The sequence below is a fragment of the Amycolatopsis arida genome (genome assembly GCF_900115565.1).
Lineage (GTDB): Bacteria > Actinomycetota > Actinomycetes > Mycobacteriales > Pseudonocardiaceae > Yuhushiella > Yuhushiella arida.
This window is the reverse complement of sequence record NZ_FOWW01000001.1, coordinates 280,161-294,352: the sequence shown is the minus strand read 5'-3', so window position 1 is coordinate 294,352 and position 14,192 is coordinate 280,161. Positions and strand designations below refer to the sequence as shown.

The 14,192-nt window shown below is 73.0% G+C and carries 12 protein-coding genes; 8 read left to right on the top strand and 4 right to left on the bottom strand.

Annotated features, from left to right (window positions below; genetic code table 11):
* Positions 1 to 6: 6 nt before the first annotated feature.
* The gene (locus BM051_RS01435; RefSeq protein ID WP_243859874.1) at positions 7 to 1,323 is read left to right on the top strand and encodes an MFS transporter; all 1,317 of its coding nucleotides are present in this window, start codon (positions 7 to 9) and stop codon (positions 1,321 to 1,323) included.
* On the opposite strand, the gene BM051_RS01430 is transcribed toward BM051_RS01435, so the two are convergent.
* From BM051_RS01430 to BM051_RS01420, 3 genes are all read right to left on the bottom strand, one after another.
* A complete protein-coding gene (locus BM051_RS01430) occupies positions 1,226 to 3,385 on the bottom strand; it encodes an MMPL family transporter (RefSeq protein WP_092526696.1) in 2,160 nt (719 codons plus the stop codon). The two genes, BM051_RS01435 and BM051_RS01430, sit on opposite strands and share 98 nt — an antisense overlap.
* 218 nt (positions 3,386 to 3,603) lie before the next feature.
* Complete coding sequence (locus tag BM051_RS01425; protein WP_092528361.1) at positions 3,604 to 4,239, bottom strand: TetR/AcrR family transcriptional regulator; 636 nt, start codon at positions 4,237 to 4,239, stop codon at positions 3,604 to 3,606.
* 73 nt (positions 4,240 to 4,312) lie between these two features.
* On the bottom strand, positions 4,313 to 5,398 hold the full coding sequence (locus BM051_RS01420; protein ID WP_092526693.1) for a LacI family DNA-binding transcriptional regulator: 1,086 nt from the start codon (positions 5,396 to 5,398) through the stop codon (positions 4,313 to 4,315).
* A gap of 444 nt (positions 5,399 to 5,842) precedes the next feature.
* Here BM051_RS01420 and BM051_RS01415 point away from each other — a divergent pair, with 444 nt between their 5' ends.
* The 5 genes from BM051_RS01415 (at position 5,843) to lpdA (ending at position 9,723) form a co-directional block, all read left to right on the top strand.
* Positions 5,843 to 6,817 (top strand): threonine ammonia-lyase, encoded by a 975-nt coding sequence (locus BM051_RS01415; protein ID WP_092526690.1) that lies wholly within the window; start codon positions 5,843 to 5,845, stop codon positions 6,815 to 6,817.
* A 71-nt stretch (positions 6,818 to 6,888) separates the two neighbouring features.
* Positions 6,889 to 7,296: a nitroreductase family deazaflavin-dependent oxidoreductase gene (locus tag BM051_RS01410; protein WP_092526687.1), complete on the top strand. Its 408-nt coding sequence runs from the start codon at positions 6,889 to 6,891 to the stop codon at positions 7,294 to 7,296.
* A gap of 26 nt (positions 7,297 to 7,322) precedes the next feature.
* A complete protein-coding gene (locus tag BM051_RS28890; protein WP_166677867.1) occupies positions 7,323 to 7,499 on the top strand; it encodes a hypothetical protein in 177 nt (58 codons plus the stop codon).
* A gap of 12 nt (positions 7,500 to 7,511) precedes the next feature.
* Positions 7,512 to 8,300 (top strand): lysophospholipid acyltransferase family protein, encoded by a 789-nt coding sequence (locus BM051_RS01405; protein WP_092528359.1) that lies wholly within the window; start codon positions 7,512 to 7,514, stop codon positions 8,298 to 8,300.
* A 22-nt stretch (positions 8,301 to 8,322) separates the two neighbouring features.
* Entirely contained in the window at positions 8,323 to 9,723 is a 1,401-nt protein-coding gene (gene lpdA / locus BM051_RS01400; RefSeq protein ID WP_092526683.1) for a dihydrolipoyl dehydrogenase, read from the top strand.
* Positions 9,724 to 9,750: 27 nt separating this feature from the next.
* On the opposite strand, the gene BM051_RS01395 is transcribed toward lpdA, so the two are convergent.
* On the bottom strand, positions 9,751 to 10,950 hold the full coding sequence (locus BM051_RS01395) for a cytochrome P450 (protein WP_092526680.1): 1,200 nt from the start codon (positions 10,948 to 10,950) through the stop codon (positions 9,751 to 9,753).
* Between the two features lie 223 nt (positions 10,951 to 11,173).
* Here BM051_RS01395 and BM051_RS30580 point away from each other — a divergent pair, with 223 nt between their 5' ends.
* Positions 11,174 to 11,890 (top strand): GbsR/MarR family transcriptional regulator, encoded by a 717-nt coding sequence (locus BM051_RS30580; RefSeq protein ID WP_092526677.1) that lies wholly within the window; start codon positions 11,174 to 11,176, stop codon positions 11,888 to 11,890.
* Positions 11,891 to 12,687: 797 nt separating this feature from the next.
* On the top strand, positions 12,688 to 14,175 hold the full coding sequence (locus BM051_RS01385) for a sugar ABC transporter ATP-binding protein (protein WP_092528357.1): 1,488 nt from the start codon (positions 12,688 to 12,690) through the stop codon (positions 14,173 to 14,175).
* The last annotated feature ends 17 nt before the right edge of the window (positions 14,176 to 14,192 follow it).

Sequence of the window (14,192 nt, the reverse complement as noted above, 5' to 3'; positions counted from 1 at the left end):
ACCCTGGTGGCGGCGGTGCTGGGCGGCGCGATGGTGGGGTTGGACGGCACCGCGACCACGATCGCGGCGCCCTACATTTCCGCCTCCGTGGGGGCCACGCTGGGTGAATTGGAGCTCATCGCCAACGCCTACCTCGTGGCGCTGGCGGTCGGCCTGCTGCCCGCCGGCCGGCTCGCCGACCGGATCGGCCGGCGCGCGACCTTCGTCGCCGGTGTCGTCGGGTTCGGTCTCGCCTCGCTGGGCATCGCGCTCTCCGGCGGCGTGTGGGCGCTGGTGCTGTTCCGGGTGCTGCAGGGCTTCGCCGGTGCCCTGCTGCAGCCCGCCGCGCTGGCCCTGCTCCGCAACGCCTTCCCCACCGACCGGCTCGGCCTGCCGCTGGGCATCTGGGGTGGGGCGAACGCACTGGCCATCGGCCTGGGTCCGGTGATCGCCGGCGTCGTCGTGCAGGGCTGGGGCTGGCCCGCGGTCTTCCTGCTCAACCTGCCGGTCGCGGCCGCCGTGGTCGCGCTGACCTGCTACGCCGCCGTGGAGTCCCGCGGGGAGCGCCGGCCGGTGCCCGGCGCGGTGCGGGCACTGGTCGGCCGGCGCGCGGTGCACCTCGGCTCGGCGCTGGTCGGGGTGAGCTCGTTCGGCGTGTTCGGGCTGCTCTTCCTGCTCACCCTCTACCTGCAGAACGTGCGCGGGCTGGCCCCGGTGCAGGCCGGGGCGTGGATGCTGACTCCCACCTGCGTCGTGGTGCTCTCGGCCCCGCTGGGCGGGCTGCTGGCGCAGCGGTTCGGGCCGCGCTGGCCGGTCGCGGCGGGCCTGCTGCTCGTGGCCGGCGGGCTGGCCACGCTGGCCGGGCTCGACCCGCGCTCGACGTTCGGCGACCTGCTCCTTCCCGGCGCGCTGGTCGGGTTCGGCACCGGGATGTGCGCGATCGCCGCGACCGAGGCCATCCTCGGCGCCACCCCCGAGGGCGACACCGGCACCGCGTCGGCGGTGCAGCAGATCGCCAGCCAGCTCGGCGGGGTGCTCGGCATCGCCACGGTCGGCGCGGTGATGGCCTGGCAGGTCGGACAGACCCTGCCGACCCGCGTCGCGCAGGCCGGCCTGCCGGGCCCGATCGGGACGGCGGTGCTGGCCGACCAGGACGCGGTCGCCCAGGGCACCGTGCCCGCGGGCTTCGACGGGCTGGGGGAGTCGGCGGTCGCCGGCGCGGTCCGCGCGGTGAGCCAGTGGGGCTTCACCGACGCGATGGGTGCCGCGCTGCTGGTGGCGGCGGCGGTGACCGCGGTGGGGGCGGTGGCGGCCCTGCTGCTGCCCCGCCCCGCGGCCCGGTGACCCCGGTCAGCCGGCTCGGCCACCAGATGCGCCTGCCGATGTCGACGGCCAGCGCGGGCACCAGCAGCGAGCGCACGACGAACGTGTCCAGCAGGACGCCGAAGGCCACCAGGAACGCGATCTGGGCGAGGAACAGCACGGGGATCACCGCCAGCGCGGCGAACGTCGCGGCGAGCACGATGCCCGCCGAGGTGATCACGCCGCCGGTCACCCGCAGCGCGCTGAGCGTGCCCGCCTCGGTGCCCAGCGCGGCGGTCTCCTCGCGGGCCCTGGTCATCAGGAAGATGTTGTAGTCGATGCCCAGGGCGACCAGGAACACGAACGCGTAGAGCGGGATGGCCGGGTCGGCGCCGGGGAAGTGCAGCACCTCGTTGAACACCAGCGCGCCGACGCCGAGGGTGGCGGCGAACGACAGCACCACGGTGGCGATCAGCAGCAGCGGCGCCAGCAACGCCCGCAGCAGGAGCGCGAGCACCGCGAAGATCACCACCAGGACGATCGGGATGATCAGGTTCCGGTCGCGGGTGGCGGCGGCGAGCATGTCCACCTGCTGGGCGGTCTGCCCGCCGACCTTCGCGTCCGCTCCCGGCACCTCGTCCAGCGTCTCGCGCAGCGTGCGGACGACGTCCATGGCGGCCTCCGAGTCGGCCGGGTGGCGCAGCGTCGCCGAGATCTCCACCATCCCGTCGACCACCTTGGGCCCTGCCTCGGGGTTGGTCGGGTCGGCCGGGGTGGGACGGGCCTCGACCACGCCGCCGGTCGCGGCGGTGACACCCAGCACCTGCTCCGCCGCCGCCCGCTCGGTCATGATCACCACCGGGCTGCCGGTGCCGCCGGGAAAGTGGGCGCTGAGCACGTCCTGCCCCGTCACCGCCTCCGCCTCGGCGAGGAACAGGTCCTGCTGCGAGGTGCCGGTGGCCCGCAGCGACGGCACGAACACCACGCCGACCAGCAGCACCAGCGTGGTGACCGCCCACGTCCAGCGGGGCCGGCGGCGGACCAGCCGGGCGATCGCGTCGAACATGCCGTGGGTGACCTTGCGGTGCCTGCGCGGCACCGGGGTCCGCGGCCAGAACGCGGCGCGGCCCACCAGCAGCAGCGCGCTGGGCAGGAACGTCAACGACGCCAACAGGGCGGCGGCGATGCCGATGGAGACCACCGGGCCGAGGCTCCGGTTCGAGGTGAGCTCGCTGACCAGCATGCACAGCATCCCGAGGATCACCGTGCCGCCCGAGGCGAGGATCGGCTCGAACGACGTCCGCCACGCCGTGCGCATGGCGTCGGCGGTGCGCGGCCGGCGCAGCAGCTCCTCGCGGTAGCGGGCCACCAGCAGCAGGGCGTAGTCGGTCGCCGCGCCGAACACCAGGATCAGCAGGATGCCCTGGGTCTGGCCGTTGAGGACGAGCACGTCGCCGGCGGCCAGCCAGTAGACCACCGCGGAGGACGTGGTCAGCGCCAGGCCGGCGGAGAGCAGCACGATCACCGGCAGCAGCGGGCTGCGGTAGACGAGCACCAGGATCAGCGCCACCGCGCACGCGGTGACCAGCAGCAGCATGCCGTCGATGTGGCCGAACACCTCGGCGAAGTCCGCGGTGTAGCCGCCGGGGCCGGTGACGTGCGCGGTCAGTCCCTCCGGCAGGCCCCGCTCCACCTGCTCGCGCATGGCGCGGACGGCCTCGCTGGCCGCGAACGGGTCCTCTCCGGACACCGGCACGATCAGCTGGGCGGCCTGCCCGTCGGCGGAGGGCAGCGGGGGCGGGACCTGGCCCACCACCTCGGGGCCGCCGGCGAGCAGCGCCGCCTTCTCGGTGATCGCCGCGGAGTCGGCCGCGGTGAGCCCGCTGGTCCGCTCGAACACGACGACCGCCGGCAACAGCCGCTGCTCGGCGAAGCGGTCCTGCAGCTCGGTGACGGCGGTGGACTCGGCGGAGGCCGGCAGGAACGAGCCGGGGTCGTTGCTCTGGACCTCGCTCAGCTTGCCGAGATAGGGACTCCCGGCGCCGCCGAGGAACAGCCAGAGCAGCACGAACAGCGCGGGCAGTAACCAGCGCCAGGCACGCATGTCACCCCTTTGGGTTACTGTTCGCGACGAACAGGTGGTGCATTTGTGCGCACCCTAGCGCAAGGGTCGGCGGACCGGCCGCTCGTGCCCAGAGAAACGATCTTCACATTCGCGTGTCTCGCGAATTCGTGCGAGGGGCGCCATTCCGGTGTGGCCGAAATGCTGATCCGCGTGCGTGGAACGCGGACACGCGTACCCGGGGCGCGAACACGGTCTGGTCAGGGCTGGGGTTCGAGGTCGCCCTGCACCGCGGGGAACACCTCGCTCACCAGGGTGATCAGGGTGCGGGTGAGCAGCACGTGCACCTCCCGCCGGTCGAGCGCGCCGCGCACCAGCCATTCCCGGCCGGCCGCCTTGACCAGGCCGCCGTAGGCCCGGATCACCGCGTTGAGCTCGTCCCACCGGCTGTTCGTCGGCTCGATCCCCACCGCCTCCAGGACCCGGTCGGCCGACTCGCGGTCGGCGTCCTCGAGGATGCGCTCCACCTCGGGATCGCGGCCGATGCCCTCCGGCGCGATGGCCGCGAGCCACATCTTCTCCTGCTTGGAGATCATGTCGAGGAACCACTCGACGGCCGCGTGCGCGCGCACCTCCAGCGGGCCCTCCGGCAGCAGCTCGACCGCGAAGTGGGGGACCGTCATCGCCCTGCGGACCACCGCGAGGTACAGCTCCCGTTTGGTCCCGAAGTAGTGGTTGATCAGGCCCCTGGCGACCCCTGCCCGCACGGCGATGTCCGATGTGGACACCTCAGCGTACGGGCGCTCGCCGAACAGCTCGGCCGCGCAGGCGAAGATCTGCTCCCGCCGCTCGTCGGGCTCGAGGCGGCGCCACCGTGGCACGGAGTCGGTGCTCATGACCAGCATCTTGTCACGTGTCGCGGAGCCGGCCACCCGGCTGTCGAGACTGCTCGGTCGGCCAGCACGGGCGTCACCCCACCGGCGGACCCGGCGCATGGACCCGTGTGTGGTGGAATCCGCGCCTTCCTCGGACGGGTGCGGTGCTTTCCCGCACCACGACCTCGCCGGCCAGCCGGACCACCTTGCTGCGGCTGCTCCTGCCGTCCCGCATGGCCAGCGCCATCACCTGCGCGCCGAGCTCCTCCAGCGGCAGCGCCACCGTCGTCAGCGGGGGCGTGAGGTCACGGACCACCGGGATGTCGTCGAAGCCGGCGACGGACAGCTCGCCCGGCACCGCCACGCCCGCCTCCCGCGCGGCGGTGAGCGCGCCGATGGCCATCACGTCGGTGACGGCGAACACACAGGTCACGTCCGTGCCCGCGGCGAGCAGCCGGCGCATGGCGTCGTGCCCGCCGTCGCGGGTGAACGCCGCCTCGACGACGTTGTCCTCGGGCAGTTCGAGGCCGGCCTCGGCCAGGCCGGCGCGGAAGCCGGCGAGCCGGTCGACCACCGTGGTGAGCGAGCGGGGCCCGGCGAGCACCGCGAACCGGCGGTGCCCCATGCCGACCAGGGTGCGGGCGAGCTCGGCCGCACCGTCCCGGTTGGCCGGCTGCACGGTGTCCACCCGCAGGCCCCGGTGCCGGCTCACCACCGCAACCTGGCCGCCGCCGCGGCGGTAGGGCTCGATCTCGGCGGCCAGCGCCCGCTCCCAGGCGCGGTCCTCGAAGCCGGATCCGACGAGCAGGATCGCCGAGGCCCGCTGCGCGCGCAGCATCGAGACGTAGGCGATCTCCTTCCGCGGATCACGGAAGGTGCTGGCGAGCATCACCAGCAGGTCGTTCTCCCCGGCCACCCGCATGACCCCACGGGCGATCGCGGCGAAGTAGGGGTCGCTGACGTCGTGGCAGATCACCCCGACCGTGCGGTGCGAGGCGCCGGCCAGCGCCTGGGCGTGCGCGTTCGGGGTGTAGGCCAGCTCGGCGGCCGCGGCGAGCACCCGGTCGCGCAGGTCCGCCTTCACCCTGGTGGTGCCGTTCAGCGCCCGGGACGCCGTGGCCAGCGAGACCTCGGCGGCGCGCGCCACGTCCTCGAGGGTCACGTGTGGCCGTTCGTTCATTCGTCCCGTTCCCTTGCTCCGTCTTGCCCGCCGGCCGAGTCCGGCGTCGCTCCAGGGTAGCTGGAAAACGCATTCAGAAAGCGCATTCCCCCTTGTCGAAGCGCTTCGGCATCCGGTTCGGGTTTGATCGCCAACGGAACCGGGTAGCTCACCCGTAACGGCCGGTTCCGGAGTGCGGCTGGCCGAGTCGGGCATCGTCCGAGCACCTGCTCCGATGCCACGGCGCCCGCGGGGCCCGGCACGGTCCCACCCCCTGACCGTGCCGGAGCCCCGCTCCACACCCCCGCGTGTTCGCCGCTCCGGTCGGCGGGTTGGCCGTTCCCGTCGGCGCGTCAGGCGTTCGTGCGGGTGTGCCGGCCGCTTCCGCCGACCGTCCACAGGGCTGGCAGTGTCCTCGGTGACGTTCTTGGCGGGATCGGCGCGCGGTAGGGCAGACTCGATCCCGTGCACCTGGTGACTCTCGACGACATCCGCGCCGCCGCCGACCGCGTTCGGACCTCGGTCGTGCGCACCCCGCTGCTGCCCGCTCCGTCGGCCGACCCGGAGCGTCCACTGTGGCTCAAGCCGGAGAGCCTGCAGCCGATCGGCGCGTTCAAGATCCGCGGCGCGTTCTCCGCCATCGCCCGGCTCGACGAGCGCACCAGGGCCCGCGGGGTGGTGGCCTACTCCAGCGGCAACCACGCACAGGCGGTCGCCTACGCGGCCCGCGCGTACGGCGTGCCCGCGCACATCGTGATGCCCGACGTCACCCCACGGGTCAAGGTGGACCGGACCCGGGAGTACGGCGCGGAGGTCGTGCTGGTGCCGATCGGCGAGCGGGAGTCGGCCGCCTACAACATCGTGGCCGAGCGCGGCGCGGTGCTCGTCCCGCCGTTCGACCACCCGGACGTCATCGCCGGGCAGGGCACGATCGGCCTGGAGATCGCCGCCGACCTGCCCGACGTGGCGCTGGTGCTGGTCCCGGTCAGCGGCGGCGGACTGGCCTCGGGCATCGGCACCGCGGTCAGGGCGCTCTGCCCGAACGCCGCCGTCGTCGGCGTCGAGCCGGAGTTGGCCGCGGACGCGCGGGCGAGCCTGCGGGCGGGAGAGCGGGTGGACTGGCCGGTGGAGCGGCGGGCCCGCACGATCGCCGACGGGCTGCGCTCCCAGCCGTCCGAGCTGACGTTCGCCCACCTGCGGGCCGTGCTCGACGACATCGTCACGGTGAGCGAGGACGAGATCCGCCGGGCGATGGTAGAGCTGGCCCACTCCGCCCGCCTGGTCGCCGAGCCGAGTGGCGCCGTCGGGCTCGCCGCCTACCACCGGTACGCCGCCGAACTGCCCGCCGGTCCCACGGTCGTGGTGATCTCCGGCGGCAACGTCGACCCGGCACTGCTGCGCGCCGTGCTCGACGCGCCCGATCCGGCCGACCGGCAGTAGGTTGAGAAGGGCGAACTCGCTCCCGGGGGAGCGGGGTGAGCGACGCCGAACCGACGAAGGGACACCAACGCATGCTGTACGGTGACGAGCACGTCCGTCGCTACGAGGAGACCAACGGCGAGGTCGGGCACATCTGGGAGCGCGGCGCGCCGTGCCTGATCCTCACGACGAAGGGCCGCAAGACCGGCGAGGACCGCAAGTTCCCGCTGATCTACCAGGAGCACGACGGCTCCTACGTGGTCGTGGCCTCCAAGGGCGGAGACCCCAACCACCCCGGGTGGTACCTGAACCTCCTGGCCAACCCGGAGGCGCAGATCCAGGTGGGGCCGGGCAGGTTCACCGTCCGCGCGCGCACCGCGAGCACGGAGGAGAAGGCCGAGCTGTGGCCGAGGATGGTCGAGGTCTGGCCGGACTACGACGAGTACCAGCGGAAGACCGATCGGGACATCCCCGTGGTCATCCTGGACAAGGTCTCCTGAGGACCTGCTGAGGCGGAGGGCAACCGATGATGGCGCGGCAGGACACGGTCGACGTCGTGGGTTTGTTGACCAAGCTGGCCGAGGCACAGCACAAGGCCGAGCTCGGCGAGCTCGACCCGCGGGAGCTGCCCGGCCTCGTCCGGGCGCAGCGGCTCGTGCGGGAGTACGCGGGGTGGCCGGTCGAGGCCGACTCCGACCGGTGAGTGTGGGCTGACGTGCTCTTCGATCGATCCGGTCGGCGCCGGGCGTCCCCGGCCGCCCCGCCGACCGGTGCCGCGCCGGTCCGGCTCGGACTCCGGTTCCCCCGGCGCGGCCGCGGCCGTTGGTTCGGGCTGGCGATCGACGTCGTGTGGCCGGTGCTCGCGCTCGGGACCCGGCTGCGGCTCTCCGGTGCCGACCGGTTGCCGCGCGAGGGCGGCGTGCTGGTGGCCGCCAACCACCTGTCCAACCTCGACCCGGTGGTGCTGACCGCGTTCTGCCTCGCCGGCGGTCGGGTGCCGCGGTTCCTGGCGAAGGCCGGCCTGTGGCGGGTGCCGGTGGTGCGCGCGGTGATGGCGTCGGGTGGGCACATCCCGGTGCGTCGCGAGGCGACCAGCGCCCGGGAGGCGTACCTCGCCTACCAGCGTGCGGTGGGGGCGGTGCGCGAGGGAGAGGCCGTGGTGGTCTTTCCGGAGGGCGGCTTCCCCGAGCGGGCCGACGGGTGGCCGGGGCCGGGCAAGGCCGGGCTGGTGCGGATCGCGCTGGCCACCGGGGCGCCGGTGGTGCCGGTCGCCGTGTGGGGGACGCAACGCGTGCTGCCGCGTGGCGGTCGGCGGCTACCCAGGGTCGTGCCACGGCGGACCGTGCACGTGGTCGCCGGGCCACCGGTGAACCTCGCCGACCTGGCCGGTTCGCGGCCGACCGCGGCGGCGGTGGCCGAGGCGACCCGACGGGTGATGGCGGCGATCACCCAGTGTGTCGCCGAGGTGCGCGGCGAGCGGCCACCGGCACTGCGGGAGGGCTGAGCCGGGCGGCATAATCCGCCGTATGAGTGAACACTTCGACGTCGTGGTGCTGGGTGCGGGACCGGGTGGCTACGTGGCCGCGATCCGGGCGGCCCAGCTGGGGCTGGACACCGCCATCATCGAGGAGCGGTACTGGGGCGGTGTGTGCCTGAACGTCGGGTGCATACCCTCGAAGGCGTTGCTGCGCAACGCCGAGCTCGCGCACCTGTTCCAGCACGAGGCGCGGACGTTCGGCATCCAGGTGGACGGCGAGGTCAGCTTCGACTACGGCGCGGCGTACCGGCGGAGCCGGAAGGTCGCCGACGGCCGGGTCAAGGGCGTGCACTACCTGATGAAGAAGAACGGCATCAGCCAGTTCGAGGGGTGGGGCTCGTTCGACGACGACAAGACGATCACGGTGCGGCGCCGGGACGGCGGCACCGACACGGTGACGTTCGACCACTGCATCATCGCGGCCGGCGCGACGCCGAAACTGCTGCCGGGCACGCGGGTGAGCGAGCGGGTGGTGACGTACGAGGAGCAGATCCTCGAGGCGGAGCTGCCGGAGAGCGTCGTGATCGCCGGTGCCGGCGCGATCGGCGTGGAGTTCGCGTATGTGCTGCGCAACTACGGCGTGCAGGTGACGATCGTGGAGTTCCTCGACCGGATGGTGCCGCTGGAGGACGAGGAGGTGTCAACCGAGCTGGCCCGGCGCTACCGGCGGCTGGGGATCGAGGTGTTGACCTCCACGCGAGTCGAGTCGATCGACGACAGCGGTGAGAAGGTGCGGGTCACCGTGTCGCGGGAGAGCGAGGAGCGGGTCCTCGAGGCGGACCGGGTGCTGCAGGCGATGGGGTTCCAGCCGCGGGTCGAGGGCTACGGGCTGGAGAAGGCCGGGGTGCGGCTCACCGAGCGCGGCGCGATCGAGGTGGACGGGCGGTGCCGGACCAGCGTGCCGCACATCTTCGCGATCGGGGACGTGACCGCGAAGCTGATGCTGGCGCACGCGGCGGAGGCGATGGGGATCGTGGCGGCCGAGACGATCGCCGACGCGGAGACGATGGAGCTGGACTACCAGATGATTCCGCGGGCGACGTACTGCCAGCCGCAGATCGCCAGCTTCGGGTGGACCGAGGCGCAGGCCCAGGAACGCGGTTTCGACGTGCGGGTGGCGAAGTTCCCGTTCACCGCCAACGGAAAGGCTCACGGCCTCGGCGACACGGTCGGCTTCGTGAAGCTGATCAGCGACGCGAAGTACGGCGAGATCATCGGCGCGCACCTCATCGGGCCGGACGTGACCGAGCTGCTGCCGGAGCTCACGCTGGCGCAGCAGTGGGACCTGACCGTGCACGAGGTCGCGCGGAACGTCCACGCCCACCCCACCCTCGGCGAGGCGGTCAAGGAGGCGGTCCACGGCCTGGCCGGCCACATGATCAACATGTGAGGACCGCGCTCCCTGACTCCACGGCGTTCACGTGTCCCAGGTGACGGGGAGGGCGTGGACGCCGTGGATGAGGGCGTCGGAGCGGAAGCGGACCGCCTCGGAAGGCACGGCCAGGCGGAGGGTGGGGAACCGGGACAGCAGCGCGGGGAAAGCGATCCTCAGCTCCACCCGCGCCAGTTGCTGGCCGAGGCACTGGTGGAGCCCGTGGCCGAAGGCGGCGTGGCCGGTGGCCGCGCGGCTCAACACGAGCGTGTCCGGCTCGGGGAAGCGCTCCGGATCGCGGTTGGCGGCGGTCAGCGAGACGGTCACCGTGTCGCCGGCCGCGATCGTCTCGCCGGCGATCTCGACGTCCTCCAGTGCGACCCGCACGGTGGCCGGCACGATGCTCAGGTACCGCAGCAACTCCTCCACCGCCGGCTCGACCAGGCCGGGATCGGCGCGCAGGGCCGCCACCCGCTCCGGCCGTCCCAGCAGGGCGAACGTGCCCAGCGCGAGCATGTTCGCCGTGGTGTCCAGCCCGGCCCCCAGCAGCAGGACGCCGATGTTGGTCAGCTCCTCGTCGGTGAGGTCGGTCCTGGTCAACCCGCTGAGCAGGTCGTCGGTCGGCTCGGCGCGCTTGGCCGGCACCAGCTCCGCCAGGTACTCCTGCAACGCCAGGTACGACGCCGCCTGCTCCTCCGCGGTCCCGATCGAACCGGTGACGACCACGGCGTGGTGGTGGAACCGCTCCCGGTCGGCGTAGGGCACCCCGAGCAGGTCACAGATCACCAGCGCGGGAACCGCCTGCGCGAACGCCGGCACCAGGTCCGCCGGGGGGCCCTGCCGCTCCATGGCGTCCAGCCGCTCGGCGGTGAACCGCTCGACTCGGTCGGCGAGCTGCCGCATCCGGCGCACCGTGAACTCTCCGGTGAGCAGCCGCCGGTACCGAGTGTGCTCGGGCGGGTCGACGTGGAGGAAGTCCCCCGGCTGCGCGGGCGGCAGTGGCGCGTCCTCACCGGAGCCGTACGGGTTGTGCGCAAGCTCGAGCCTGGTGCTGAACCGCCGGTCCGCCAGCACAGCCCGCACCGCGGCGTGACCGGTCACCAACCAGCCCACGTGTCCGTCCGGGTACCGCATCCGGCTCACCGGTCGGTGCTCGCGCAGCCACGCCAGCCGGTCCGGCGGGTCGAGGGGCCGACCGTCGGGGGCACCGATCGGCAAGGTCGCCTCGTGAAGGATGTCGGTCATCGCGTCGCTCCTGGCGCTGGTCGTTTCGGTTTCCACGAACGCTAAGCAAACTTTCTCCGATGGGCAACAGGATCCGCGTTGATTCGGGATATATCAGGGATTTTCCCGGATATTGTTGCAATGGCGGTGCCAGGTAATGCAATGAGCTGTTGCCCTGTGTTGCAATGGGTTGGCGATGAAAGCACACTGGACCCAGGGCACGACCATCGGGAGGCGAGGCAGGATGCCGGGTAGCAGGCTCAGCTACGACGACCGCCGGCGCATCGCCGCGGGCCTGCTCGAAGGGCTCGGCTACGCCGAGATCGCCCGGCAGTTGGACCGGCCCACGTCGACCATCAGTCGGGAAGTGGCACGCAACGGCGGGCCGGGCAGCTACCGGGCCGATCGGGCGCAGCTGAGCACCGAACGGCGGGCCCGCCGGCGCAGCCCGTTGACGCTCGCCGTGGTGCCGGAGACCGGAACGTCGGGCCGCGACCCGGCGGCGGTGCACTCCTTCCTGGAGCGGTTCACCGAGGTCATGTTGCGAAACGGGTTGCCGAGGATGGCGGCCAGGGTGCTGGCCAGCCTCTACGCGACCGACGCCGGCAGCCTCACCGCGGCCGAGCTGGTCGGTCGGTTGCGGGTCAGCCCGGCGTCGATCTCCAAGGCGGTCGGCTACCTGGAGGAACTGGGGCTGGTCCGGCGCGAGCGCGACACCCTGCGGCGGCGCGAGCGCTACGTCATCGACGACGACGTGTGGATGCGCGCGTGGGAGGTGAGCACCCGGGCGACCGTGGCGTGGGCCGACGTCGCCCACGAGGGAGCGGAGGCCTTCGGCACCGACACGCCCGCCGGCGCGCGGCTGAAGGACATGCACGCGTTCTTCGACGAGCTCGCCCGGGACATGGTTCAGGTCGCCGACCACTGGCAGCGGTTTCGCGCCACCCGCCAGGCCCGCTGACCCTCTGGACCCGCGAACTGGAGCGCCGGCCGGCTCGTGCTGGCCGCGATCCCGCCGCTCGCCGCGGCCCGCGGTTCAGGGCAAGCGCCCGGAGACCTGGATCCGGCTGACCGGCGAGGGCGTGAGGGCACTGGCCGCGCACCGGGAACGGCTCGGCGCGCCGCGCGAACGGGCGAGCACGTGGCGCCCGGACGGTCCACCCGCCTCGTGAGTGAACGGCGGCGAGCGAGCCGCACACGGAGCGTCTCGGCTCGCGACGGCCACGGCGAACGGGCGGCTGGTGACGCGCACCGGGGGTGCGGGCTCACCCGGCAGCAACAACACCGCCAACCTGTCCGGCAGCGTCACCGGCTGACGAGCAGCACCACGCCGACCGTGGAAGTGGCCTCGTCGGTGTAGGTCATGCCCGGCAGCACCGTTTTCGGCGGCCGCCGCCGTCACCGCCTAGCCCGCCGATTCGAGGACCGCTTCCGCCTGGCGGCCGTCGAACCGCGCTTCGGTGCCGACGTCGAGCCCCGCCGTCTCGAACGGCTGGCTCGTGCCCGAGATGACGGAGTCGGCGAAGGCTGCCGGGTTGCCGCAGGTGAGAGCGGCGCGGACGGTCGGAAACCGAAGGGTTCGTCACGGAACGAAGCGTCGGGCGGCCAGGCGTCACGGAGCGAAGTTCACCTTGACGGGTGGGCGCCGTCACCCTACTTTTGCATGGCACAGGACGAAGTGGGGCCGAGGTGGATGTAAGTCTGCACGCGTCGAACGATGACGTGGATGGCGACGGCGCAGCCCGACCGTTGCTCGTGATGCGGGGCATCGTCAAGAACTTTCCCGGCGTGCGTGCGCTCGACGGGGTGAACCTGGAGGTCCGCGCGGGCGAGGTGCACTGCCTGCTCGGCCAGAACGGCGCCGGCAAGTCCACCCTCATCAAGACCCTCGCCGGCGCCCACCAGCCGGACGCGGGCGAGATCGTCTGGCGGGGCCGGCCGGTCACGCTCGCCTCACCGGTCGCCGCGCTGCGGCGCGGCATCGCCACGATGTACCAGGAGCTCGACCTCATCCCCACCCTCCCGGTCGCCGAGAACATCGTCCTCGGCCAGGAGCGCTCCCGCTTCGGCTTCACCCGTCCCGCCGCGGCCCGCGCGCGGGCCGCGGCGCTGCTCGACCGGCTCGGCCACCCGGAGATCCCGCCCGACGCCGAGGTCGGCCGGCTGCCCGCCGCCGCGCAGCAGCTGGTCTCGATGGCCCGCGCCCTGGCCCACGACGCCCGCCTCATCGTCCTCGACGAGCCCACCGCCGCATTGGCCAGCGACGAGGTCGACAACCTCTTCCGCATCGTCGGCGAGCTCACCGCCGACGGCGTCGCCGTCGTCTACATCTCCCACCGCATGGAGGAGATCCGCCGCATCGGCCATCGCGTCACCGTCATCAAGGACGGCCGCACCGTCGCGGCCAACCTCGACGCCCGCCGCACCCCGGGCACCGAGCTGGTCGACCTCATGGCCGGCCGCAAGGTGGAGACCGCCTTCCGCGCCGCCCAGCAGGCCCACGTCGACCTCGGCGACGAGGTGCTGCGGGTGTCCGGGCTCGGCCGCGCCGGCGAGTTCCGCGACGTCACCTTCTCCGTGCGCGCCGGCGAGATCGTCGGCCTCGCCGGCCTGGTCGGCTCCGGCCGCAGTGAGATCCTCGAGACCATCTTCGGCGCGCGCCGCCCCGACACCGGCACCGTCTCCGTCGCCGGCCGGGCACTGCGCCCCGGCAGCGTCGCCGCCGCGGTCGACGCCGGCGTCGGGCTCGCCCCCGAGGAGCGCAAGAGCCAGGGGCTCGTGCTGGACATGCCCGTCATGCACAACGTCACCCTCGCCAGCCTCCGCGCCTACAGTCGGTTCGGCTTCTCGCAGCGAGCCAGCGAGAACCGTGACGCCAAGTCCACTCTGGAGCGGCTGGAGTTGCGGCCGGCCGACCCACGGCGGATCATCCGCACGCTCTCCGGCGGCAACCAGCAGAAGGTCGTGGTGGCCCGGTGGCTGGTGCACGGTTGCCGGGTGCTGCTGCTGGACGAGCCCACCCGCGGCGTCGACGTCGGCGCCAGGGCCGAGCTGTACCGGCTGATCCACGAGCTCGCCGCGGGCGGGGTGGCGATCGTGCTGGTCTCCAGCGAGATCCCCGAGGTCCTCGGGCTCGCCGACCGGGTCCTCGTGCTGCGCGAGGGCACGGTGCTCGCCGAGCGGCCGGCGGCGGAGCTGACCGAGGCGGACGTGCTGGACATGGTCATGGAAGGAAGTGTCGCGTGACGCAAACCGTGCACGAG